This window comes from Streptomyces sp. CO7, from assembly GCF_053474865.1.
Window position 1 is genome coordinate 122631 of the sequence record NZ_JBRIOU010000010.1, and the last position, 24275, is coordinate 146905.

General features: G+C 73.7%; 23 protein-coding genes. 16 read left to right on the forward strand and 7 right to left on the reverse strand.

What is annotated here, in order from left to right:
• From dacB to folE, 6 genes are all read left to right on the forward strand, one after another.
• Positions 1–833: D-alanyl-D-alanine carboxypeptidase/D-alanyl-D-alanine endopeptidase (gene dacB, locus ACOV8S_RS28835; protein WP_448321434.1), on the forward strand; the 833-nt coding region annotated here is incomplete at its 5' end.
• A gap of 98 nt (positions 834–931) precedes the next feature.
• On the forward strand, positions 932–2059 hold the full coding sequence (locus tag ACOV8S_RS28840; RefSeq protein ID WP_448321435.1) for a zinc-dependent metalloprotease: 1128 nt from the start codon (positions 932–934) through the stop codon (positions 2057–2059).
• Positions 2060–2267: 208 nt separating this feature from the next.
• Positions 2268–3362, forward strand: coding sequence for a tRNA lysidine(34) synthetase TilS (gene tilS / locus ACOV8S_RS28845; RefSeq protein ID WP_448321436.1), 1095 nt, complete (start codon positions 2268–2270; stop codon positions 3360–3362).
• 112 nt (positions 3363–3474) lie between these two features.
• Positions 3475–4035, forward strand: a complete 561-nt coding sequence (gene hpt, locus ACOV8S_RS28850; protein ID WP_166022099.1) for a hypoxanthine phosphoribosyltransferase — start codon at positions 3475–3477, stop codon at positions 4033–4035.
• Positions 4036–4263: 228 nt separating this feature from the next.
• Positions 4264–6315 carry an ATP-dependent zinc metalloprotease FtsH gene (gene ftsH, locus ACOV8S_RS28855; protein ID WP_448321437.1) on the forward strand — a complete coding sequence of 684 codons (2052 nt, stop codon included), beginning with the start codon at positions 4264–4266 and terminating at the stop codon, positions 6313–6315.
• 102 nt (positions 6316–6417) lie between these two features.
• Positions 6418–7026: a GTP cyclohydrolase I FolE gene (gene folE, locus ACOV8S_RS28860; RefSeq protein WP_351113580.1), complete on the forward strand. Its 609-nt coding sequence runs from the start codon at positions 6418–6420 to the stop codon at positions 7024–7026.
• A 22-nt stretch (positions 7027–7048) separates the two neighbouring features.
• Here folE and ACOV8S_RS28865 read toward each other — a convergent pair whose 3' ends face one another.
• The 5 genes from ACOV8S_RS28865 to folP form a co-directional block, all read right to left on the reverse strand.
• Positions 7049–7537: a DUF3180 domain-containing protein gene (locus ACOV8S_RS28865; RefSeq protein ID WP_448321438.1), complete on the reverse strand. Its 489-nt coding sequence runs from the start codon at positions 7535–7537 to the stop codon at positions 7049–7051.
• 14 nt (positions 7538–7551) lie between these two features.
• Positions 7552–8163 carry a 2-amino-4-hydroxy-6-hydroxymethyldihydropteridine diphosphokinase gene (gene folK / locus ACOV8S_RS28870; RefSeq protein WP_448321439.1) on the reverse strand — a complete coding sequence of 204 codons (612 nt, stop codon included), beginning with the start codon at positions 8161–8163 and terminating at the stop codon, positions 7552–7554.
• Positions 8160–8519, reverse strand: a complete 360-nt coding sequence (gene folB, locus ACOV8S_RS28875) for a dihydroneopterin aldolase (protein ID WP_351113577.1) — start codon at positions 8517–8519, stop codon at positions 8160–8162. The genes folK and folB overlap by 4 nt, the downstream gene beginning before the upstream one ends.
• A gap of 175 nt (positions 8520–8694) precedes the next feature.
• Entirely contained in the window at positions 8695–9213 is a 519-nt protein-coding gene (locus ACOV8S_RS28880; protein WP_448321440.1) for a nuclear transport factor 2 family protein, read from the reverse strand.
• Positions 9214–9217: 4 nt separating this feature from the next.
• Positions 9218–10078 carry a dihydropteroate synthase gene (folP, locus tag ACOV8S_RS28885; RefSeq protein ID WP_448321441.1) on the reverse strand — a complete coding sequence of 287 codons (861 nt, stop codon included), beginning with the start codon at positions 10076–10078 and terminating at the stop codon, positions 9218–9220.
• Positions 10079–10342: 264 nt separating this feature from the next.
• Here folP and ACOV8S_RS28890 point away from each other — a divergent pair, with 264 nt between their 5' ends.
• The gene (locus tag ACOV8S_RS28890; protein ID WP_448321442.1) at positions 10343–11917 is read left to right on the forward strand and encodes a hypothetical protein; all 1575 of its coding nucleotides are present in this window, start codon (positions 10343–10345) and stop codon (positions 11915–11917) included.
• Between the two features lie 81 nt (positions 11918–11998).
• Positions 11999–13150, forward strand: coding sequence for an NADH-quinone oxidoreductase subunit D (locus ACOV8S_RS28895; RefSeq protein ID WP_351113572.1), 1152 nt, complete (start codon positions 11999–12001; stop codon positions 13148–13150).
• Between the two features lies 1 nt (position 13151).
• On the opposite strand, the gene ACOV8S_RS28900 is transcribed toward ACOV8S_RS28895, so the two are convergent.
• Positions 13152–14150 (reverse strand): SAM-dependent methyltransferase, encoded by a 999-nt coding sequence (locus ACOV8S_RS28900; protein WP_448321443.1) that lies wholly within the window; start codon positions 14148–14150, stop codon positions 13152–13154.
• A gap of 145 nt (positions 14151–14295) precedes the next feature.
• Between ACOV8S_RS28900 and ACOV8S_RS28905 the strand changes: the two genes are divergently transcribed.
• The 3 genes from ACOV8S_RS28905 to ACOV8S_RS28915 all read left to right on the forward strand — a co-directional run bounded on the left by ACOV8S_RS28905 (position 14296) and on the right by ACOV8S_RS28915 (position 16929).
• Positions 14296–15495 (forward strand): sensor histidine kinase, encoded by a 1200-nt coding sequence (locus tag ACOV8S_RS28905; RefSeq protein WP_448321444.1) that lies wholly within the window; start codon positions 14296–14298, stop codon positions 15493–15495.
• A 39-nt stretch (positions 15496–15534) separates the two neighbouring features.
• Positions 15535–16215, forward strand: coding sequence for a response regulator (locus tag ACOV8S_RS28910; RefSeq protein WP_448321445.1), 681 nt, complete (start codon positions 15535–15537; stop codon positions 16213–16215).
• A gap of 81 nt (positions 16216–16296) precedes the next feature.
• Positions 16297–16929, forward strand: coding sequence for an AAA family ATPase (locus tag ACOV8S_RS28915; RefSeq protein ID WP_448321446.1), 633 nt, complete (start codon positions 16297–16299; stop codon positions 16927–16929).
• 63 nt (positions 16930–16992) lie between these two features.
• On the opposite strand, the gene ACOV8S_RS28920 is transcribed toward ACOV8S_RS28915, so the two are convergent.
• A complete protein-coding gene (locus tag ACOV8S_RS28920; protein ID WP_448321447.1) occupies positions 16993–18168 on the reverse strand; it encodes a threonine aldolase family protein in 1176 nt (391 codons plus the stop codon).
• Between the two features lie 180 nt (positions 18169–18348).
• Here ACOV8S_RS28920 and ACOV8S_RS28925 point away from each other — a divergent pair, with 180 nt between their 5' ends.
• From ACOV8S_RS28925 to ACOV8S_RS28945, 5 genes are read left to right on the forward strand one after another with little or no spacing between them, the layout of a single operon-like run.
• Entirely contained in the window at positions 18349–19323 is a 975-nt protein-coding gene (locus ACOV8S_RS28925) for a Rossmann-like and DUF2520 domain-containing protein (protein ID WP_448321448.1), read from the forward strand.
• Entirely contained in the window at positions 19320–20366 is a 1047-nt protein-coding gene (gene panC / locus ACOV8S_RS28930) for a pantoate--beta-alanine ligase (protein ID WP_448321449.1), read from the forward strand. The genes ACOV8S_RS28925 and panC overlap by 4 nt, the downstream gene beginning before the upstream one ends.
• A complete protein-coding gene (locus ACOV8S_RS28935) occupies positions 20363–22066 on the forward strand; it encodes an L-aspartate oxidase (protein WP_448321450.1) in 1704 nt (567 codons plus the stop codon). Before panC ends, ACOV8S_RS28935 begins: the two co-directional genes overlap by 4 nt.
• Positions 22063–23112 carry a carboxylating nicotinate-nucleotide diphosphorylase gene (gene nadC / locus ACOV8S_RS28940; RefSeq protein WP_448321451.1) on the forward strand — a complete coding sequence of 350 codons (1050 nt, stop codon included), beginning with the start codon at positions 22063–22065 and terminating at the stop codon, positions 23110–23112. Before ACOV8S_RS28935 ends, nadC begins: the two co-directional genes overlap by 4 nt.
• An 11-nt stretch (positions 23113–23123) precedes the next feature.
• Entirely contained in the window at positions 23124–23921 is a 798-nt protein-coding gene (locus ACOV8S_RS28945) for a type III pantothenate kinase (protein WP_351113561.1), read from the forward strand.
• The last annotated feature ends 354 nt before the right edge of the window (positions 23922–24275 follow it).

Genomic DNA, 24275 nt, shown 5'->3' on the forward strand with positions numbered 1-24275 from the left:
CGCTGCGGCAGCGGGGGGTCGAGGAGGTCGCCCTCCGGTACGACGGCTCCCTCTTCACGGGCCCACAGGTTCACCCGATCGGGGTCAACCCGAACATCTCTCCGGTCACTGCGCTCACGGTCGACGAGGGCCGGGCCGACGACTCGGACCACGGCCCCGCACCACGGGTCGCCGACCCGGCGGCACACGCGGCGGAGGTCTTCGCCGAACTGCTGGAGAAGAAGGGGATCCGCGCCGGCGCGCCCGCTCCGGCGAAGGCCGCGCGGAAGGCGGAGGCGCTGGCCCGGGTGCGGTCCGCCCCGCTGGCCGCGCAGGTCGAGCGGATGATGACCAACAGCGACAACGACATCGCCGAGACGCTGGCCCGGCAGACCGCGCTCGCCACCGGGGGCGAGGGCAGCTTCGCGGGCGGCGGCGCCGCGATCCGGTCAGAGCTGGAGCGGCTGGGCGTGCCGCTGAAGGGCGTCCGGTTCGCCGACGGCAGCGGCCTGGGCCGCGGGGACCGGCTCAGCGCCCGCACCCTCACCCGGCTGCTGACGCTGGCCGCGGACCCCCGCCGTCCTGAGCTGCGCCCGGTCCTGACCGGGATGCCGGTCGCCGGGTTCAGCGGAACCCTCAGCGGCCGGGCCGGGGACGGGGCGGCGGCCGGGCTGGTGCGGGCCAAGACCGGCACCCTCACCGGTGTGAACACCCTGGCCGGGACCGCCGTGGACGCCGAGGGGCGCCTGCTCGCCTTCGCCTTCCTGGCCGAGGGCACCCCGGCGAAGGAACCGGCCGAGTCGGCCCTCGACCGCCTGGCCGCCACCGTCGCGTCCTGCGGCTGCCGCACCTGACGGGCCGCCGGGACCGGGGCCAGCGGCCCACCCGGGCGGACGCGGAACCGGTCTCCGGGACCGTACGTGTTTCCGTGGCCTCCCGTACCGTTGACGACATGACGAGCTTCCGTGGTACGGAAATGGTCGACTGGGATCTCGCGGTGGCGACCGCCGCCCGGCTGGTGCGGCCGGGCCCGGAGGTCGGCCGCGACGAGGCGCGGGCCGTGGTGGCCGAACTGCGCCGGCACGCGAAGGCATCGGAGCAGCACGTCCGGGCCTTCACCCGCATGGGCGGGGACGAGGTGCACGACACCCCCGTGCTGGTCGTCGACCGGCCCGGCTGGGCCAAGGCGAACGTCGCGGGCTTCCGGGAGATCCTGCGCCCCCTGCTCGGCAAGATGCAGGAACGCCGGGCGGGCAAGCCGGGCAGCGTGGTGATGGGCGCGCTCGGCGGCAAGGTCACCGGGGTCGAACTCGGCGTGCTGCTCTCGGTCCTGTCCTCCCGGGTGCTCGGCCAGTACGAGACCTTCGCCCCGGCCACCGGCGACCTGCCCGGCGGGGAGAACGGCGGCGGCCGGCTGCTGCTGGTCGCGCCGAACATCGTCCAGGTGGAGCGCGAACTGGAGGTCGACCCCTCGGACTTCCGGCTCTGGGTCTGCCTGCACGAGGAGACCCACCGCACCCAGTTCTCCGCCGTGCCCTGGCTGCGGGACCACCTGCGAGGCGAGATCCAGTCGTTCCTCGCCGAAGCCGACGTCGATCCGGCCCAGCTGCTCGAGCGGGTCCGTGACGCCGCCCAGGCACTGGTGGGCGGCCGCGGCGAGGAGCGCGAGGACGAGGAGCGGTCCCTGGTCGACCTGGTGCAGACGCCCGCCCAGCGCGAGGTGCTCGGCCGGATCACCGCCGTGATGTCGCTGCTGGAGGGGCACGCCGACTACGTGATGGACGGCGTCGGCCCCGAGGTGGTCGGCTCGGTCGCGGAGATCCGGGAGAAGTTCCAGCAGCGCCGCGCCAAGGGGGCCTCGCGCCTGGACCTGGTGCTGCGCAAGGTGCTGGGCCTGGACGCCAAGCTGCGCCAGTACCGGGACGGCGAGCGGTTCGTGCGTGCCGTGGTCGAGCAGGTCGGCATGGACGGCTTCAACCGCGTGTGGACGTCGCCCAACACGCTGCCCACGCCGTCGGAGATCCACGCCCCGGCCGACTGGGTGACCCGGGTGCACGGCGCCTCGCGCGACGGGGGCTGACGGAAGCACAGGCCGTGACCGAATATGGAACACGGGCGTCCGGTTGGCGGCAGGGCAACGCCCGATCAATCACCCTTCCGAGGGAGCGTGTTCCCAAGGCGGGCGTGCGATGCTCGGATACCGACCTGTTTCTGTCACCATCAACACACTCTGTGTGACCGTCCTCCGGGTCGGCTTCCCCAAACAACTTCATGAAGGGAACCGGACAATGGGTCCCCATCCTGCGGTCGCGGCGATACGCCTGGCGGTCCGCCGCGTCCTCCACGACATCCTCGCCGAGCACGGCTCGACGTTCGTCCCCGCCCGTGCCGCCACCCGCGTCGGCGCCCGCGACGCCGGCCGCTCCCCGGTGGCGGTGCCCGCGCCGTCCGCCGCCCCCGTGGCGGGACCCGGGCCCTTGGTGCTGGTCGCGTGCTCCGGCGGCGCCGACTCCATGGCCCTCGCCTCCGCCCTCGCCTTCGAGGCGCCCAAGCTGGGCGTCCGCGCCGGCGGCGTGACGGTCGACCACGGCCTGCAGTCCGGCTCCGACGAGCGCGCCGCCGAGGTGGTGCAGCGCCTGGGCGAGCTCGGGCTCGACCCCTGCGAGTCGGTCGCCGTCACCGTCGGGCGGGAGGGCGGCCCCGAGGCCGCCGCCCGCGACGCCCGCTACGCCGCGCTGGACGAGGCGGCCGACCGGTTCGGCGCCGCCGCCGTGCTCCTCGGCCACACCCGCGACGACCAGGCCGAGACGGTGCTGCTCGGGCTCGCCCGCGGCTCAGGCATCCGCTCGCTGTCCGGCATGGCCGCCATCTCCGGCACGGGCGGCCGCTACCGGCGTCCCTTCCTCGAGCTGGACCGGCAGACGGCCCGCACGGCGTGCATGGCGCAGTCCCTCCCCGTCTGGGACGACCCGCACAACACCGACCCCTCGTACACCCGCTCCCGGCTGCGCCACGAAGGGCTGCCCGCGCTGGAGAAGGCGCTCGGCAAGGGCGTCGTCGAGGCGCTGGCCCGCACCGCGCAGCTCTCCCGCGACGACGCCGACGCCCTGGACGCCTGGGCCGGCCAGGCCGAGTCCGCCGTCCGGGACGACTCCGGCTTCCTGGAGTGCGCCAAGCTGCACACCCTGCCGCCCGCCGTGCGCCGCCGCGTGCTGCGCCGGGCGGCCATCGACGCGGGCGCCCCGGCGGGCTCCCTCTTCGCCCGGCACATCGAGGAGATCGACCGGCTGATCACCGGATGGAGGGGCCAGGGGGCCATCAACCTGCCCGGTCGCGTCGTCGCCCGGCGGCAGGGTGGCAGACTGGTGATCCGGCAAGGCTGACCGCCGGACCTCTGCCCGTTCCCCTCCCGGGAACCGGGCCGGGGCGGTTCGGCCTGTGCGCGAGCCGCGGCGCGCGGTTCGCGTGGCCATTCCAGCGGGACGACCGAAAGTGATGCGGGTGGACGCGAAAGACATGGGCGCCGATCTTCAGCAGGTGCTCATCACCAAGGAAGAGATCGACGCGAAGCTGGCCGAGCTGGCCGCGAAGATCGACGAGGAGTACGCGGGCAAGGACCTGCTGATCGTCGGTGTCCTCAAGGGCGCGGTGATGGTCATGGCGGACCTCGCCAGGGCGCTGTCCACCCCCGTCACCATGGACTGGATGGCGGTGTCGTCCTACGGCGCCGGCACCAAGTCCTCGGGCGTCGTGCGGATTCTCAAGGACCTGGACACGGACATCAAGGGCCGTCACGTCCTCATCGTCGAGGACATCATCGACTCGGGCCTCACGCTCTCCTGGCTGATCTCCAACCTCGGCGGCCGGGAGCCGGCCTCCCTCAAGGTGTGCACGCTGCTGCGCAAGCCGGAGGCGGCCAAGGTCGCCATCGACGTCGAGTGGGTCGGCTTCGACATCCCCAACGAGTTCGTCGTCGGCTACGGCCTGGACTACGCGGAGAAGTACCGCAACCTGCCGTTCGTCGGGACGCTCGCCCCGCACGTCTACGGCGGCTGACCCGCCCGGCCGGGGCGACCCCGGCCGCGGCGGCCACCTGGAGCAACCACCGGGCACGGCCGCCCGCGGCCGGGAACCCTTGGCGCGCGCGGGCCGTTGGAGTACCCGTAGGCGGATCGTCGGCCGTCCCATGCGGCTTCGGTGGGCGAAGCTGGGGTACCGTCCGAAGAACAGCCTTTATCAAATCTCACGATGGCAGGAGGGACGGGGCGGCATCGCTCCGTATGGATGGACGTGAAGCGATACTTCCGTGGGCCGGTTATGTGGATCGGGCTGGCCGTCCTTGCCGTGATCGTGTTGATGACGGTTGTCGGCCGGTCCGGCGGTTACGAGACGGTGGACACCGGCAAGGTCGTTCAGGCGATCAACGACGACAGGGTGCAGTCGGCGCAGCTGACCACCGGTGACGAGCAGACCATCAAGGTCGAGCTCAAGAAGGGTCAGGAGGTCGAGAAGGCCTCCAAGATCCAGGCCAGTTACATCGGCAACCAGGGCGTCGACCTGGCCAAGACGCTGCAGCAGAAGTTCGAGGACAAGAAGATCCCCGAGGGCTACACGGTGTCGCCCTCGAAGACCAACCCGTTCGTCGGCTTCCTGCTGTCACTGCTGCCGTTCCTCCTGCTGGTGCTGCTCTTCCTGTTCCTGATGAACCAGATGCAGGGCGGCGGCTCCCGGGTCATGAACTTCGGGAAGTCCAAGGCCAAGCTGATCACCAAGGACACCCCGAAGACCACCTTCGCGGACGTGGCCGGCTCGGAAGAGGCGGTGGAGGAGCTCCACGAGATCAAGGAGTTCCTGCAGGAGCCCGCTAAGTTCCAGGCGGTCGGCGCGAAGATCCCCAAGGGCGTGCTGCTGTACGGCCCGCCCGGAACCGGCAAGACCCTGCTGGCCCGTGCCGTGGCCGGCGAGGCGGGCGTGCCGTTCTACTCGATCTCCGGTTCCGACTTCGTCGAGATGTTCGTCGGTGTCGGCGCCTCCCGGGTCCGCGACCTGTTCGAGCAGGCCAAGGCGAACGCCCCGGCCATCGTCTTCGTCGACGAGATCGACGCGGTCGGCCGTCACCGCGGCGCCGGTCTGGGCGGCGGTCACGACGAGCGCGAGCAGACGCTGAACCAGCTGCTCGTCGAGATGGACGGCTTCGACGTGAAGGGCGGCGTCATCCTGATCGCCGCCACCAACCGGCCGGACATCCTCGACCCGGCGCTGCTGCGCCCGGGCCGTTTCGACCGCCAGATCGCCGTGGACCGCCCGGACCTGCAGGGCCGCCTGGAGATCCTGAAGGTCCACCAGAAGGGCAAGCCGGTCGCGCCCGACGTCGACCTGACTGCCGTCGCCCGCCGCACCCCCGGCATGACCGGCGCCGATCTCGCCAACGTCCTGAACGAGGCCGCCCTGCTGACGGCCCGCAGCGACAAGAAGCTGATCGACAACCTCATGCTGGACGAGGCGATCGACCGCGTGGTCGCGGGCCCGCAGAAGCGGACCCGGATCATGTCGGACAAGGAGAAGAAGATCACCGCGTACCACGAGGGCGGACACGCCCTGGTCGCGGCGGCCTCGCCCAACTCCGACCCGGTCCACAAGATCACCATCCTGAGCCGCGGCCGGGCCCTGGGTTACACCATGGTCCTGCCCGACGAGGACAAGTACTCGACCACCCGCAACGAGATGCTCGACCAGCTCGCCTACATGCTGGGCGGCCGGGCGGCCGAGGAACTGGTCTTCCACGACCCGACCACGGGCGCGGCCAACGACATCGAGAAGGCCACCGGTCTGGCCCGCGCGATGGTCACCCAGTACGGCATGACCGAGCGTCTCGGCGCGATCAAGTTCGGCGGCGACAACACCGAGCCGTTCCTCGGCCGGGAGATGGCGCACCAGCGCGACTACTCCGAGGAGATCGCCGCGCTCGTCGACGAAGAGGTCAAGAAGCTCATCGAGAACGCGCACAACGAGGCCTGGGAGATCCTGGTCGAGAACCGCGACGTCCTCGACAACCTCGTGCTCGCGCTGCTGGAGAAGGAGACGCTGAACAAGGAGCAGATCGCCGAGATCTTCGCTCCGATCGTCAAGCGTCCGCCGCGGCCGGCCTGGACGGGCTCGTCCCGTCGCACGCCGTCCACCCGGCCTCCGGTGCTCTCGCCGCGGGAGCTCGCCCTGACCAACGGCGGCAACGGGGCGAACGGCTCGATGGGCAAGACCCTCACGGGGGGCGCCACGCCCGCCGAGCCGGCTCCCGAGCCGCGTCCCGAGAGTGGCCAGGACCGGCCTGAGAGCTGAGTCACGCAGCCGGACGACCCGGAATGATGGTCGCGCCCCCCAGGTTCTAGCCTGGGGGGCGCTCCCATTTGCACAGTCAGGCTGAGGAACGAGGCACTACACATGACCGACCCCGTCACGCTGGACGGCGAGGGCACCGTCGTCGGACCCTTCGACGAGAAGCGGGCCGAGAACGCCGTCCGGGAACTGCTGCTGGCGGTCGGCGAGGACCCCGACCGCGAGGGTCTGCGGGAGACGCCGGCGCGGGTCGCGCGGGCGTACAAGGAGATCTTCGCCGGGCTCCGGCAGGAGCCGCAGGACGTGCTCACCACCACGTTCGACCTCGGCCACGACGAGATGGTGCTGGTCAAGGACATCGAGGTCTACTCGACCTGCGAGCACCACCTGGTGCCCTTCCGCGGCGTCGCGCACGTCGGGTACATCCCCTCGACCACCGGCAAGATCACCGGTCTGTCGAAGCTGGCCCGTCTGGTCGACGTCTACGCCCGCCGTCCGCAGGTGCAGGAGCGGATGACCACGCAGATCGCCGACTCCCTGATGGAGATCCTCGAGCCGCGCGGCGTGATCGTGGTCGTCGAGTGCGAGCACATGTGCATGTCGATGCGGGGGATCCGCAAGCCGGGCGCGAAGACCATAACGTCCGCGGTCCGCGGTCAGCTGCGGGACTCCGCGACGCGCGCGGAGGCCATGAGCCTCATCATGGCGCGCTGACGCGAACGCCGACGGGCGTGGGTCAGGAGCCCGCGCCGCCGGGCCTGACGCCCTCGTCGTCGTCCTCGGGGAGCCGGCAGACGTGCTGGAGGAAGAGGGCGGCGGCCACCACCGCGACGCCGGCCAGCGCGGCGAAGCCCGCGGTCAGCGCCTGGTCGCGGCGGGCGGGGATCTCCAGGTACTCCAGGAGGAACGCGCCCACGCCCGCGTACAGACCGGCGACCGGCGCCGCGACCAGGGCCGAGGCGTGCGCGAACACCACCGCACGGGTGGCCATCAGTGGGTCGACGCCCTTGGCCCCCGGCTGCCGCTCCCGCTGGGCCTTGAGCCGCGCCCGCAGGGACAGCGCGCCCGCCAGCAGCGCCACGGCGATCAGCGCGAGCACGTAGGGGGCCGCGGCCGGCACGCCCGGCAACGAGCCGAACGCCTGCCACAGCCGGGCGCCGGCCCAGGCGAGCAGACCGACGGCGACGAACGCCAGGGCGAGGGTCCTGATCCGCAGCTCTCTCACGGTGCCTCTCAACGTCATTCGGGCAGCCGGAGTTCCACGTCCTCGCGGCGCTCCACACCCTCGAGGGTGGTCGCGGCGAGCAGGTCGGCGACCGGCCCCCGGCCGGGGATCTCCGCGGTCTCGTCGATGTCCAGCCACGGCGCGAGCACGAAGGCCCGCTCGTGGGCGCGCGGGTGCGGCAGCGTGAGCACCGGGTCGTCGGAGACCCGGCCCTCGTAGGCGACGATGTCGACGTCCAGCGTCCGCGCGGCCCAGCGTTCGCTGCGGGTGCGGTGGAACGCCTCCTCGACGGCCTGCGCGCGCTCCAGCAGGGCGGACGGCGGCAGGGTGGTCTTCAGCACCACGACCGCGTTCAGGTAGGCGGGCTGGCTGCCGGGCTCCACGCCCCACGGCTCGGTGCGGTACACCGGCGAGACGGCCTTCACGCGGATGCCTGGGGTGTCCTCCAGCGCGTCCACGGCACCCTGCAGGTTCTCCACGCGGTTGCCCAGGTTGGAGCCGATGGACAGGACGGCCTTGCGCGGGTTGGACAGCGTAGAGTCCGCGGCGTCCACCGCCTCGACGACGGAGACCGGTACCGGCTGGACCGTGGGGTCGGGTGCCCCGGGAAGACGCGAGGGGCTCATACACGGCTCCGGTGGATGGTGACGGTGACGTCGTCGAACGGAACGGTGATCGGCGCGCCCGGCTTGTGGACGCAGACCTCGGCCTCCGCGACGACCTCGTGCTTGAGGCAGGTCTGGGCGATCCGCTCGGCGAGGGTCTCGATCAGGTCGACCGGTTCGCCCTCGACGACGGCGACGACCTCCTCGGCGAGGATGCCGTAGTGGACCGTCTTCGTCAGGTCGTCGCCGGCCGCGGCGGGACGGGTGTCCAGCCCGAGGACGACGTCCACGACGAAGGTCTGGCCCGTCTCGCGCTCCTCGGGGAACACGCCGTGGTGGCCGTAGCCCTTGAGGCCGCGCAGCGCGACACGATCCACTACGAATCACTCCTGCAGTCTTCGGTGGGAGGGCCGGTTCCGCGCCGGGTGCGCGAAGGCTCCCACTCCCCAGAATCTACCCGTGAGCGCCGACGTTCCTCCTCGTCGGGGGAGCGCGACCGGCCGGGACCGGCCTCTACCCCGGCTCCCGCGACCTCAATCGCGGGTGGGGGAGTCACGCCGGAATGTCGGGCTCCTCCGGCGTGGTGCCCTCCTCGTCCTCCGACTCGGTGAGGACCGGCGAGGCGTGGTGGGACCACAGCTTCCAGCCCGCCGGGGTGCGCCGGAACACGTTGGTCGCCACCACCAGCTGCCCGAGCAGCGGTCCGGGGTCGTCCCCCTCCTCGGGCGGCGGGCCGCCGCTGAGGATGTTCTCCGTGCAGGTGACCACCGCGGTGTCGCCGGTCACCGAGACGTGCACGTCGGTGAGGAAGAACTGGATGTAGTCGGTGTTCGCCATGATCAGCGCGTACGACCGCAGCACCTCGCCGCGGCCGGTGAGCGCGGGCCAGCCGGGGTGCACGCAGGAGATCACCCCGGTGTCCGCCGGGTCGTGGTACGTCTCGTCGACGCCCAGGTCGGCGGGGGAGAGCCAGAGGTCGGACAGCTCCTCGAAGTCGCCCCGCTCGATCGTTTCGTAGAAGGCGGTGTTGGCGAGCTCGACCTGCTCGACGTCCGAGTGCGCGGTGCTCACGCGATCACCTCGCTCCTGCGACGGCGGCGGCGATCCGCACCGCGTCGGCCGAGGCGCGGACCTCGTGGACGCGCACGGCCCAGGCGCCCTGCTGGGCGGCGAGCATCGTGACGGCGGCGGTGGCGGCGTCCCGCTCACGGGCGGGCGGCGGGGTGCCCTCGGGTCCGGCCAGCACCTTCCCCAGGAACCGCTTGCGCGACGCGGCGACCAGCACCGGGCGGCCCAGCGCGAAGAGGCGGTCCAGGTGGGCGAGGAGGGCCAGGTCGTCCTCGGCGCCCTTGGAGAAGCCCAGGCCGGGGTCGACCACGATCCGCTCGGGGGCGATGCCGCCGGCCACCGCGGCGTCCACCCGGGCGGTGATCTCGTCCACCACCTCGCGGACCACGTCGGTGTACCGGCCTGGGATGTTCGCGCCCTCCAGCAGGCCGCGCCAGTGCATCACCACGAACGGCGCCTGCGCCGCGGCGACCACGGGGATCATCGCGGGGTCGGCGAGCCCGGCGCTGACGTCGTTGACCAGGAGCGCGCCGGCGGCGAGCGCCTTCTCGGCGACCGAGGCGCGCATGGTGTCGACGGAGACGGTGACGCCCTCGGCGGTGAGGCCGCGCACCACCGGGATCACCCGGCGCAGCTCCTCGTCCTCGTCCACCCTGGTGGCGCCCGGGCGGGTGGACTCCCCGCCCACGTCGACCAGGTCGGCGCCCTCGGCGGCGAGGTCGAGGCCGCGCTTGACCGCGGCGGTGGTGTCGAACCACCGGCCGCCGTCGGAGAAGGAGTCCGGGGTCACGTTCACCACGCCCATGACCGCGCAGCGGTCCCACGCCGGAAGGCCCGCGACGTGGCCGCGTACGCACTGCTTGCTCATGCGACCAGCCTAGGCGTCGGGAAGGGCGCCCGCCGACCCCGGGGAGGCGCGGCACGGGGAGGTATATGGGGACGAGAAGCGGGGTCTCCGTCGATCTGATCAAGAAACGGGAATGTCCGGACGGAAAGCGAGCGCGGAATTTGCCTTCCCGCGCTTCCTCGGCCGCGTACGCGCGGTAAGTTTCTGGCCATGCCACGAGGACGTCATCGCCATTCACCCCCTCTGCACAGGCTCCTGCCTCCGTCGGCGTTCGCTGCTGTCTCCGTGGCCTGTGCGGTGGTTCCGTGGTTCGTCGGCGAACCGCTGCTGCTGCGGCTGACGACCGCGCTCGCCGCGGCCGTCGGCGTCGCCGCCGCCGTGACGCTGCGCCGCTGGGACGCGTCGGCCGGACTGAACGTCGCGGAACTGAAGCGCGCGCGGGCGAGCGCCGAGTGGCAGCACGAGGAGCGGGTCGCCGAGCTGGAGGCCGACCTGGAGGAGGGCCGCGAGCTCCGCATCAAGCTGGAGCAGCGGCTGCGGTCCAAGCGGGCCGAGCTGGCGGCGCTGCGCAACGAGCACGCCTCGCTGCTGCGGCGTTACGCCACGGCGGAGACGGAGCGGGCCAGCGCCCTGGAGGGGCGGCGGCTGCTCGAACTCGAGGCCGCCGATCCCGTTCCGGAGCTGCCCCCGGCCCGTGAGACCCGGGCGCTCGGCCCGGCCCCGGAGCCGGAGCCGGTGCGTCCGTTCTCCCCGGCGGGCAGCGGACTGTTCCGTCAGGCCGTCGAGGCGCTGGACTCGCTGGAGGCCCTGCAGGCCGCGGCGGGCGCCGAGGAGGCCGGTCTCGAGCCGGGCGCCGAGACCGGGGCCGAGGGCCTCGTCGACGCGGAGCCGGACGAGGGTGCGGGCGCCGGTTCCTCCGCGGGTGCGGTCGAGGGCGCGGCCCCGGCCGCGGACCGTGTCGCCGCCGTCGTGGAGGACGCGGAGGGGACGGAGCGCGCCGGCGAGGTGCCGGGCGGGTACGACGTTGACGTTGACGTTGACGGCCTGGACTCCGCTGTGGCCGGGCGGGAAGCCGCGGGCGCCGCCGGGACCGGTCCGGCTGCCGAGGCTGCGCCGGCCGAGGGCGGCGAGGCTGACGCGGACGGTACCGAGGACATGCTGACGGCGCGAACTGCGGCCGGGGCGCGGGACGCGGGCACACCGGAGGGTTTCGTGAACCCGCACGGCGCCGCGCCGGCGGCGCAGGCGGAGGTCACGCCCGACCAGGCCGACCCGCACGGCAGCGCCGGCCAGGACGGTGAGGCCGCTCCGGACGCCGGGGCGTCGGCGGTCGCCGGGGGCGGCGTCGCCGAGGGACCGGGGGAGCGCGGCGCGGAGGGCGTGCCCGGCGGGCCCGCCGCCTCCGGCGGCGCGACCGCCAAGCCGGTCCGCCCCACCGGCGGCCACTTCACGGTGCCTACCGCCGTCGCCGTCCCCCCGGAGGCTCCCGCACCGCGCCGTCCGGCGGCGGAGGGCAGCTTCGACTTCTTCGGCACCCAGCGGACGGACCACGGCGCGGACGGCGACACCGACCGCGCCGACCGTGCGGCCGGCGACGATCGGCAGCAGCCCACGCCCGCCCCGCAGTCCATGCCGGCCGCGCAGTCCCCGCAGCCTGCGCCGGCCCCGCAGCACCCGCGGCCGGCACCGGCGCCGCGGTCGCCGCAGGCGGCCCAGCCCTCGCAGGCGTCCCCCGCCGCGTCGGGCCCTGAGCCGAAGCCCCAGCCGCTGATCCGGTCGCAGCAGAGCGCGCACCGGGCCGACGTCGGCCGGGTGATCGACGTCGACGGCCAGGACGACGACCTGCACGCGGCGTCCTGACGCCGGGGTGGTCCCGCGCGAGGGGCCACCCGTTCCGCCCTGCCCCACCGTCCCGCCACCGCCGTAGGCCAGACTGAAGCCATGACGTCCACGACGCAGACCACCGTCGGTATCGGCGCCGCCGCCGAGACCACCGACATGGTGCTCAACATCGGCCCCCAGCACCCCTCCACGCACGGCGTGCTGCGGCTGCGCCTGGTGCTGGACGGCGAGCGGATCACCAGCGCCGAGCCGGTGATCGGCTACATGCACCGCGGCGCGGAGAAGCTCTTCGAGGCCCGGGACTACCGGCAGATCATCATGCTGGCGAACCGTCACGACTGGCTCTCGGCCTTCTCCAACGAGCTGGGCGTGGTCATGGCCGTCGAGCGGATGCTGGGCATGGAGGTCCCGGAGCGGGCGGTCTGGATCCGCACGCTGCTCGCCGAGCTCAACCGGGTGCTGAACCACCTGATGTTCCTCGGCTCCTATCCGCTGGAGCTCGGCGGCATCACGCCGATGTTCTACGCCTTCCGCGAGCGCGAGGACCTGCAGCACGTCATGGAGGAGGTCTCCGGCGGGCGCATCCACTACATGTTCAACCGGGTCGGCGGCCTCAAGGAGGACCTGCCGCTCGGCTGGACCGACCGGGTCCGCGCCGTGGTGGCCGCCGCGCGGTCGCGGATGGACGTCTTCGACGACCTGGTGCTCGGCAACGAGATCTTCCGGGGCCGCACCCGCGGCGTGGGCGTGCTCAGCCCGCGGGCGGTGCACGCCTACGGGGTGAGCGGACCGATCGCCCGCGCCTCCGGGGTCGACCTGGACCTGCGCCGCGACGAGCCGTACCTGGCGTACGGCGAGCTCGGCGACGTGCTGAAGGTGGTCACCCGTCAGGAGGGCGACTGCCTGGCGCGCTTCGAGTGCCTGCTGGAGCAGACCCACAACTCGCTCGCGCTCGCCGACGCCTGCCTGGACCGGCTCGCCGAACTGCCCCCGGGGCCGGTCAACCAGCGACTGCCCAAGGTGCTGAAGGCCCCGGAGGGCCACACCTACGCGTGGACCGAGAACCCGCTGGGTCTCAACGGCTACTACCTGGTCTCGCGCGGGGAGAAGACGCCGTACCGGCTGAAGCTGCGGTCGGCGTCGTTCAACAACATCCAGGCGCTCACCGAGCTGCTGCCGGGCACGCTGGTGGCCGACATGGTCGCCATCCTCGGTTCGCTCTTCTTCGTGGTCGGCGACATCGACAAGTAGCTCACCGCGCCAGCGGGTCGGGGACGCCCACCGGCTGGAGCAGCCAGCCGAAGCCGCCGAGTCCGCCGGGGTCGGTGAGTTCGGATGCCTCGGAGGCCGCGGCCAGCGCGCGCACGTATCCGGCGGGGTCGGACGAGGCCAGCGAGAGCGGCGGCCTCGCCCCCGTGACGCCGAGGGTGCGCAGCGCCTCCCGCTGGGGAAGCAGACGGCCGCCCGGCAGCACGCAGGAGTCCAGGGCGACGTGCGCGGTCAGGTCGCGGGTGCCGTCCGGCACCGGCGGTACCTCGCGCCCCTCGCGGAACCCGGTCAGGGTGCCGAACGGCGGGCGGGCGCCGGCGGTGTGCGCATAGTCCACGGCGACCGCGAGCCCCCGCTCCAGACCGCCCACGGCACCGGCCCAGGCGCGGTCCCGGGGGAGACCGATCTCGGCGCGCAGCCCTTCCTCGCCGGACAACGGCCACCAGCGCTCCAGCCAGGCGGCGTCCTCGCCGTCGACCGGTCCGCCCGCGAGCTCGGACCCGTCCGGGCGGACCAGGACCCGCCGCGGGACGCCGGAGCCGTCCACCTCCACCACGTCCACCGGCACGTTGTCGAGCCACTCGTTGGCGAACAGCAACCCACGCACCTGGCGCGGAGGTGTCTCCAGCCACTCGACCGGTTCCGGCAGCCCGGTGGGGCGGTCCGCCACCTCCACCGCGCAGAACCGGGTGCGGGAGGCCACCTCCGGCGGCAGCGCGGCCCGCACCCCCGTGACCAGCTCGCCCCGTCCGGCCGCCATGTCCACGAACGTGAGGTCCGCGGGCCGGTCCAGCGCCTCGTCCACCCGGCACAGCAACCGCGCGACGGCGGCCGCGAACAGCGGGGAGGTGTGCACCGAGGTCCGGAAGTGGCCGGCCGGTCCCTCGGGCCGCCGGTAGAAGCCGCCGGGACCGTACAGCGCCTCGTGGGCCGCCTCCCGCCAGCCGCGCGCCCCGTCCCGCGGGTCGCCCTGCGGGCTCATCGCCGTTCCGCCTTCGCCATGCGGTCAGGCTAGGCGGCCCCGCGCCCCTGGCGGGGGCGGGTCCCCCTGCGGGCGTACGCCCGGCCTGCGGGGATCGGCCGCCCGGCTGACTCCGGGAGGCCGCGGACGTCCCTACCCTGTACTGGTGCAGCGCCTCTACGACTTCTTCCGCTCCCACCAGCCATGGGTGGACGGCTTCTGGGCGGTCCTGCTCGTCCTCATGTCGCTGACCACGGCGATCTCGGCACCGGACTCCGCGGGTGTCGACCGGGTGCTGCTCGTGCCGCTGACCTTGGCGTTCGGCGTCGCGATGGCCCTGCGGCGCCGCATGCCGGAGCGGATGATGGCGCTGGCCGCGGGAACCGGAGCCCTCCAGCTGGTGTTCGGCGTACCGGTCTTCCCGGCCGACTTCGCGCTGCTGCTGAACATCTACGCGGTGGCGGTGGCCGGGAGCGTGCGGGCCTCGCGGCTCACCCTGGTGGTGGCCCTGCTGGCCGCGCCCCTGGTCCAGCTCCGCTGGCCCGAGGAGCGCTCCTCGCTGCTGGGCAACGTGGTGATCGTGGTCTTCCAGACCGTGCCGCTCCTCTTCGTGTGGCTCCTCGGGGACGCCCGCCGCACCCGCAGCGCGTACTTCGCGCAACTGGAGGAGAGGGCCGCCCGGCTGGAGCGCGAACGGGAGAGCCAGGCCAAGATCGCGGTGGCCGCCGAGCGCGCCCGGATAGCTCGCGAGCTGCACGACGTGGTGGCGCACAACGTGTCGGTGATGGTGGTCCAGGCCGACGGCGCCGCCTATGTGATGGACACCGCACCGGATCAGGCGAAGAAGGCCCTGGAGACCATCTCGGGCACCGGCCGCCAGGCGCTGGCGGAGATGCGGCGCCTGCTGGGCGTGCTGCGCACCGGTGAGCAGCCGGAGAGCGGCGAGTACGTGCCGCAGCCGGACGTGGCACAGATTGAGGACCTGGTCGAGCAGTGCCGGGGCGCGGGCCTGACCGTCAGCTTCAAGGTCGAGGGCAGCCCTCGCCCGCTGCCCAGCGGCGTCGAGCTCACCGCCTACCGCATCGTGCAGGAGGCGCTGACCAACGTCCGCAAGCACGCCGGCCCCGAGGCCGGCGCGGGTGTGCGGCTGGTCTACTTCGACGACGGGCTGGGCCTGCTGGTCGAGGACGACGGCCGGGGCGCGCCGCTCGAACTGTGCGTCGCCGGCGGTGCGGACGGCCAGGGGCAGGGACTGATCGGCATGCGCGAGCGTGTCGGCATGGTCGGCGGCACCCTGGACGCCGGGCCGCTGCCCGGCGGGGGTTTCCGCATCAGCGCCCTGCTGCCGCTGCGGCCCGCACTCTGACCCGCAACAGCCAGAACCCTCACGGAACCCGAGGAACCGATGCCGATCCGCGTGATGCTCGTCGACGACCAGGCGCTGCTGCGCACCGGCTTCCGCATGGTGCTGGACGCCCAGCCCGACATGAAGGTGGTCGCCGAGGCCGGTGACGGCGAGGAGGCGCTGCGGGTGCTGGCCGGGGCGCGGCCCGACGTGGTCCTGATGGACGTGCGGATGCCGCGCATGGACGGCGTCGAGGCCACCCGGCGGATCTGCGCGGAGCCCGGCGCTCCCAAGGTGCTGATCCTGACCACCTTCGACCTGGACGAGTACGCGTTCTCCGCGCTGCGGGCGGGCGCCGGCGGCTTCATGCTCAAGGACGTCCCTCCGGGGGACCTGCTGGCCGCCATCAGGGCCGTGCACAGCGGGGACGCCGTCGTCGCGCCGTCCACCACGCGCCGGCTCCTCGACCGGTTCGCGCCCATGCTGCCGGGCGCCCCGGACGAACGCTCGCGGGCCCGCGAGCTGGAGCTCGCCCGGCTCACCGCGCGCGAGCGCGAGGTGATGGTGCTGGTCGCCCAAGGGCTGTCCAACGGGGAGATCGCCGCCCGCCTGGTCCTGTCCGAGGCCACCGTGAAGACGCACGTGGGGCGCATCCTCACCAAACTCGGCCTGCGGGACCGGGTGCAGGTCGTGGTCCTCGCCTACGAGACCGGCCTGGTCCGGGCCGGCGGAGCCGACTGAGGCGGAACCGCGGACCGGGCGGCGGGCCGCGGATTGTCGCGACCGGGCCCGCGCCGGGCGTGCGGCCACTAGATTGCGCCCATGCTCCTGTGGATCAACGGCCCTTTCGGGGGCGGCAAGACACAGACCGCACACGAGATCCACCGACGGCTGCCGGGCAGCGTGGTCTGCGACCCCGAGCACCTCGGATTCGGCCTGCACCGGATGACGCCTCCGGACCTCCGCGGCGACTTCCAGGACCTGGTCTCCTGGCGGCAGGGCGTGGTGGAGGTGCTCGACCTCGCCCTCACCCGGCACGAGGGCGTGGTCATCGCCCCGATGACCGTGACCGACCCGGAGTACTTCGCGCAGACCGTCGGACGGCTCGCCGAACTCGGGCACGACGTCAAGCACTTCACCCTCCTCGCACAACGGGAGACCGTGCTGCGGCGGTTGCGTGAGCGCGGTCTCGGACGACTGCTGGGGCGCCTGGCGGGGGAGCGCAAGCTCCGGCTCACCGAGAGCTGGGCGGTGCGGCGGCTCGACGACACGCTGGAGCGCCTGCAGGAACCGGATTTCGCCGAGCACCTGTGGACGGACGACTTCACCGTTCCGAAGACGGCGGACCGTATCGCCGTGCTGGCCGGCCTGACGCTCCGCCCCAACCGGGGCGGAGCACTGGTCAACAGCTGGCGCCGGGCCCGGGTCGGACTGCGGCACATCCGGTTCGACTGACCTGCCGCCGCCCCGTCCGGCCGCGGTGAGCACCCCCGCGCCCCCGTGGACGCCCGCCGGGCGTCAGCCCTGGGCGGGCAGCCGCCGCGCGAAGTCGCGGGCCGCCTCTCGCACCTCCTCCGCGTCCCAGTCCAGCCCGGGGGAGCTCACCGTCATCTCGTGGTACGCGACACCGGGCCCGCAGGTCGTCCAGGTACCCATGAAGAGCATCCGTCCTGTCTCCTCGGCCTGAGCTATGGACGCGCTCTCCAGCACCTCGGGCGGGTAGGGCAGCCAGACCTGGAACTGATGGGTGTGCGGCGGATCCGGATGCACCCGCGACCAGGGCAGGCCGCCCTCGGCCAGCCCTTCCGCCAGAGCCCGGGCCACCACCTCGGCGTGCGCCACGTACTCCGGCAGCCGGGGCAGCTCCCGCTCCAGTCCGACCAGCGCCGACAACGCGGCCGGGAACTGCTGGAACGCCAGCCCGCCGTACCGGTGCCGCCACACCTTGGCCTCCGCCACCAGCGAGGCCGGACCGGCCAGGACCGCGCCCGAGAGGCCGTTCAGCGACTTGTAGAACGAGACGTACACCGAGTCCGCGAGGCCGGCGATCTCCGCCAGGGAGTGGCCGAGGTGCACCGTCGACTCCCACAGTCGGGCGCCGTCGAGGTGGACGACCGCGTCCAGCTCCCGGGCGGCCGCCACGGTGGCCGTCAGCTCCTCCCAGGTGGGCAGCACGAAGCCGGCATCGCGCAGCGGGAGCTCCAGCATCAGCGTGCCGAACGGCTCACCGAGGTCGTGGAGCTCCTCCGGCGTGGGCAGCCGGGGCTCATTCGTCAGCCGCAGCGTCCGCAGGCCGCTGACCTCGCCGAAGGCGTTCCGCTCGTGCATCTCGGGGTGGGCCAGCGGATGCAGGGCCACCGCGCGGTTGCCCGTCCGCCCGGCCCAGCAGCGCATCGCGACCTGTTGCGCCATGGTGCCGGTCGGGAAGAACGCGGCGGCCTCCATGCCGAGCAGGCCCGCCACGCGGCCCTCCAGGGCCTCCACCACGCCGTTGCCGTAGATGTCCGCGGGCTCGTCCAGGTCGTGGACCGTGCCCGCCTGCGTCACCAGGTCGTCCAGCCGCTCCCGCAGCGTGGCGGCGTAGGCGGGCCGGGCGAGCATGCGGACGGAGGACCGGTACAACTCCAGACGCCGGGATCTCCGCGCCGCCTGATCCTTCGCACTGTCGTTCATGTCGTTCATGGAAGCGATCATCCTCCTCGGCCCAAGCGCCCGCCGGGCCCTGTGGACAACCCTCTGTGGACACTCCTGTGGACGACGGAGCGAAGCCGGAGGGAGCCTGTGGACAACCGGACCCGGGGCGAGGGATCGCGTTAACATGACGAGAAATCGTCCGGTACCCCGAGCGGACTGGAACGGGAAGGTTCTCCTCGCGTGACCACACACCTCCACCCCCCTGACCCCAGGGACCGCCCCGCGCGGCTCGCCGTGGGCGTCGTGGGCGCCGGCCGCGTCGGCCCGGCGCTGGCGGCCTCCCTCCAGCTCGCCGGGCACCGCCCGGTGGCCGTGTCGGGCGTCTCGGACGCCTCACGCCGCCGCGCCGCCGAGCTGCTGCCGGGCGTCCCGCTGGTCACACCCGCCGAGGTGCTGGCCCGCTCCGAACTGGTCCTGCTCACGGTCCCCGACGACGTCCTGCCCGGCCTGGTCCAGGGCCTCGCGGAGACCGGCGCGGTCCGCCCCGGCCAGCTCCTCGTGCACACCTCGGGCCGGTACGGCGTCGGCGTCCTGGAGCCCGCGCTGCGCGCCGGGGGCCTGCCGCTCGCCCTGCACCCCGCCATGACCTTCACCGGCACCGCGGTCGACGTGCAGCGCCTGGCCGGCTGCTCCTTCGGCGTCACCGCCCCCGAACAGCTCCGGCTGGCGGCCGAGGCGCTGGTGGTCGAGATGGGCGGGGAGCCCGAATGGATCGAGGAGCAGAACCGCCCGCTGTACCACGCGGCCCTGGCCCTCGGCTCCAACCACCTGATCACCCTGGTCGCCCAGTCCATGGAACTGCTCGCCGCCGCCGGGGTGGGCGCCCCGGACCGGATGCTCGGCCCGCTGCTGGGCGCCGCCCTGGACAACGCCCTGCGCTCCGGCGACGCCGCCCTCACCGGCCCCGTCTCCCGCGGCGACGCGGGCACGGTCGCCGCGCACATCGAGCAGCTCCGCCGCAACGCCCCGCAGACCCTGCCGGGCTACCTGGCCCTGGCCCGCGCCACCGCCGACCGGGCGCTGGCCGCCGGGCTGCTCAAGCCCGAACTGGCCGAGGAACTCCTCGGGGTACTCGGCGAGGACGGCACGGACCGCACCGAAGGCCCCCGGGGGACCGGCGGGACCACCGGCGACGACGGGGAGGACGACCGATGACCCAGGCCGGCAAGCCCGAGCTGCTGCACACCGCCGCCCAGCTGGCGGCCCGCCCGCGCACCGGACGCCGGGCCGTGGTGATGACCATGGGCGCCCTGCACGAAGGCCACGCCGGCCTGATCCGCACGGCCCGCCGGGCTGCCGGACCGCAGGGCGAGGTCGTGGTCACCGTCTTCGTCAACCCGTTGCAGTTCGGGGCGGGCGAGGACCTCGACCGCTACCCGCGCACCCTGGACTCCGACGTGCGGATCGCGGCAGCCGCCGGCGCCGACGTGGTGTTCGCGCCGTCGGTCGACGAGGTCTACCCCGGCGGCGAACCCCAGGTCCGGATCACCGCCGGCCCCATGGGCACCCGCCTGGAGGGGGCCTCCCGGCCCGGTCACTTCGACGGGATGCTCACCGTCGTCGGCAAGCTGCTCCACCTCACCCGCCCGGACGTCGCCCTCTACGGCCAGAAGGACGCCCAGCAGCTGGCGCTCATCCGGCGCATGGTCCGCGACCTGAACTTCGGCGTGGAGATCGTCGCCGTGCCCACCGTCCGCGACGACGACGGGCTGGCCCTCTCCAGCCGCAACCGCTACCTCTCCGCCGACGAGCGGCGCACCGCCCTCGCCCTGTCCCGTGCCGTCTTCGCCGGCCGGGACCGGCTGGCCGCCCTGGAGGCGCTGCGCGCCCGCGCGCAGGAGGTCCCGTCCACCGAGGCCCGCGCCGCCGCGCTGGAGCGGCTCGGGGAGTCCCGGGAGGCCGCCGACGCGCACGCGCTGGCCGCCGCCGGCGGCAGGACCTCCGGGCCCGCCGCGGTCCGGGACGCCGCCCGCCTGGTGCTCGACGAGGCCGCCAAGGCCGAGCCCCCGATCGAGCTGGACTACCTGGCCCTGGTCGACCCCGCGGACTTCACCGAGATCGCCGACGACCACACCGGCGAGGCCGTGCTCGCCGTCGCCGCCAAGGTCGGCTCGACCCGGCTGATCGACAACCTGCCGCTCACCTTCGCCCCCGACGGCGGTCGCGAGCCCGGCCCGGAAGACGGAGACGCCCCGTGACCCGCACCGCGATACGCCTGCCCGCCCCCGCCCCGGGCTGGTCCATCGACGCCGACGTGGTGGTCGTGGGCTCCGGCGTGGCCGGCCTGACCGCCGCGCTGCGCTGCGAGGCCGCCGGGCTGCGCACCGTCGTCGTCACCAAGGCCCGGCTCGACGCCGGGTCCACCCGCTGGGCCCAGGGCGGCATAGCCGCCGCCCTCGGCGAGGGCGACACCCCCGAGCAGCACCTCGACGACACCCTGGTCGCCGGGGCCGGGCTGTGCGACGAGGAGGCCGTGCGCCTGCTGGTCACCGAGGGCCCGGCCGCGGTGCGCCGCCTGATCTCCACCGGGGCCCGCTTCGACACCGACGCGGCCGGCGAGATCGCGCTGACCCGCGAGGGCGGCCACCACCGCAACCGCATCGCGCACGCCGGCGGCGACGCCACCGGGGCAGAGGTCTCCCGCGCCCTGGTCGAGGCGGTCCAGGCCCGCGGCCTGCGCACCATCGAGCACGCGCTGGTGCTCGACCTGCTCACCGACGCCGAGGGGCGCACCGCCGGCGTCACCCTGCACGTGATGGGCGAGGGCGCCCACGACGGCGTCGGCGCCGTCCACGCGCCGGCCGTGGTCCTGGCCACCGGCGGCATGGGCCAGGTGTTCGCGGCGACGACCAACCCGTCGGTGTCCACCGGCGACGGCGTGGCGCTGGCGCTGCGGGCCGGCGCCGAGGTCAGCGACCTGGAGTTCGTCCAGTTCCACCCGACCGTCCTCTTCCTCGGCACGGATGCCGAGGGCCAGCAGCCGCTGGTCTCCGAGGCGGTCCGCGGCGAGGGCGCCCACCTGGTCGACGCCGAGGGCGTGCGCTTCATGCTCGGTCAGCACGAGCTGGCCGAGCTGGCGCCGAGGGACATCGTGGCCAAGGGCATCACGCGCCGGATGCAGGAGAAGGGCGCCGCGCACATGTACCTCGACGCCCGCCACTTCGGCGCCGAGATGTGGGAGCACCGCTTCCCGACCATCCTGGCCGCCTGCCGGGCGCACGGTATCGACCCGGTCACCGAGCCGATCCCGGTCGCCCCGGCCGCCCACTACGCCTCCGGCGGCGTCCGCACCGACGCCGACGGCCGCACCACCGTGCCCGGCCTCTACGCCTGCGGCGAGGTTGCCTGCACCGGCGTCCACGGCGCCAACCGGCTCGCCTCCAACTCGCTGCTGGAGGGTCTGGTCTACGCCGAGCGCATCGCCGCGGACATCACGTCCCGGGCCCGTACGACCCCCGCCGCGCCGGGCCCCGTCGTGCCGGAGACGGCTCCCACCCAGGCGCTGCCCGCCGCCGAGGACCGGTCGGCCGTCCAGCGGATCATGACCGACGGGGCCGGCGTGCTCCGTTCCGCGGACTCCCTGCGACGGGCGGCGGAGGACCTGGCCGCGCTGCACACCGCGGCCGCCGAAGGCACCGGCAAGCGGCCGGTGCCGGGCACCGAGACCTGGGAGACGGCCAACCTCCTGCTGGTCGCCCGGGTTCTCGTCGAGGCGGCCCGCCGCCGGGAGGAGACCCGCGGCTGCCACTGGCGCGAGGACCGACCCGACCGGGACGACGAAGGGTGGCGCCGCCACATCGTCGTCCGACTCGGCGAGGGCCGTACGCTCGCCGTGCACACCACCGAAGGACCGGGCTTCGCACCGGTCACCTCTCCCACAGGAGCAGTGAAGAAGTGAGCGCCTCCGCACCCTCCGACCCGACCGCCGCGTCCGATCCGGCCGGCGCCGGCCTCCCCCTCGCCGACGGCGGCGGCTGCGGCGACGGCTGCGCCTGCGGCTCCGGTGACGACCACGAGTTCGACGACCACGAGTGCGGCCTCGACCCGGCCCTCGCGGAGCTGCTGACCGAGGCCGGTCTCGACCCGGCCGAGGTCGAGGACATCGCCACCATGGCGGTGGCCGAGGACCTCGACGGCGGCGTGGACGTCACCACCTGGGCCACCATCTCCGAGGAGGCCGTCGCCACCGCCGACTTCACCGCCCGTGAGGCGGGAGTGGTGGCCGGGCTGCGGATCGCCGAGGCGGTGATCTCGGTGGTCGCCTCCGACGAGTTCGAGGTGGAGCGGCACGCCGAGGACGGCGACCGCGTGGAGGCCGGACAGAAGCTGCTGTCGGTCACCACCCGCACGCGCGACCTGCTGACGGCCGAGCGCAGCGCGCTCAACATCCTGTGCCGCCTCTCCGGCATCGCCACCGCCACCCGCGCCTGGGCCGACGTCCTCGAGGGCACCGGCACGACGGTCCGGGACACCCGCAAGACGACGCCCGGCCTGCGTTCCCTGGAGAAGTACGCGGTGCGCTGCGGTGGCGGAGTCAACCACCGGATGTCGCTCTCCGACGCCGCACTCGTGAAGGACAACCACGTGGTCGGCGCAGGCGGCGTGGCCGAGGCGTTCCGGGCGGTGCGCGAGCGCTTCCCCGAGCTGCCCATCGAGGTCGAGGTGGACACCCTGCACCAGCTCCGCGAGGTGCTGGACGCGGGCGCCGACCTGGTCCTGCTGGACAACTTCACGCCCGCCGAGTGCGCGGAGGCGGTCGCCGTGACCGCCGGCCGCGCCAAGCTGGAGGCGTCCGGCCGCCTCACCCTGGAGAACGCCAAGGCCTACGCCGACACCGGCGTCGACCACCTGGCGGTGGGCGCGCTCACGCACTCCTCGCCGATCCTGGACATCGGCCTGGACCTCCGTGAGGCCCAGGGCGCCGAGCAGAACGACTCGGAGTAGGGGCAGCGGCCATGCTTCTGACGATCGACGTGGGCAACACGCACACCGTGCTGGGGCTGTTCGACGGCGCCGAGATCATCGAGCACTGGCGCATCTCCACCGACCCGCGCCGCACCGCCGACGAGCTGGCCGTGCTGATGCAGGGGCTGATGGGGGCGCACCCGCTGCTCGGCGGCGAGCTCGGCGAGGGCATCGACGGCATCGCCATCTGCGCCACCGTGCCGTCCGTGCTCCACGAGCTCCGCGAGGTGACGCGGCGCTACTACGGAGACGTGCCCGCGGTGATCGTCGAGCCGGGCGTCAAGACGGGCGTGCCCATCCTCACCGACAATCCCAAGGAGGTCGGGGCGGACCGCATCATCAACGCGGTCGCCGCCGCCGAGCTCTTCGGCGGGCCGGCCATCGTGGTCGACTTCGGCACCGCCACCACCTTCGACGCGGTCAGCGCCAAGGGGCAGTACATCGGCGGCGTCATCGCGCCGGGCATCGAGATCTCCGTGGAGGCGCTGGGCGTCAAGGGCGCACAGCTGCGGAAGATCGAGGTCGCCCGCCCGCGGAGCGTGATCGGGCGCAACACGGTCGAGGCCATGCAGTCGGGCATCGTGTACGGCTTCGCCGGGCAGGTCGACGGTGTCGTCGAGCGGATGGCCCGGGAGCTGGCGGACGACCCCGACGACGTGACGGTGATCGCGACGGGCGGCCTGGCGCCGATGGTGCTGGGCGAGTCCACGGTGATCGACGAGCACGAGCCGTGGCTCACCCTGATAGGGCTCCGGCTCGTCTACGAGCGCAACGTCAACCGCCCCTGACGTCCGGCCCTCGCCGGCCCGGCCCGGCGCGTGGCCCGGCCCTGTACCGCGCCCCGTTCCCTCTCCGGGACCGGGGCGCGGCCCTTTCCGCAGGCGGACCGCAGAGTGCGGGTCCTGCCGCCAGGGGGCTGCCGTGAAGGGGCGGGGCGAGGCCCGCGTGAGGCATGCCTCCGGTCGGACGCGGTCGGGCGGCGCGCCGATGGAAATATGTCCATGATTGTCTGATTGGCGCGTATGGTCACGCCATGCCCACGCCCTACGGATCCCGCGGCATGGCGTTCGGCCCGCAAGAGCTGCGCGTGCTCCGCCGTGCCCTCGCCCTCGCCCTGCACCCCCGCCCCGCCTCCCCCCAGG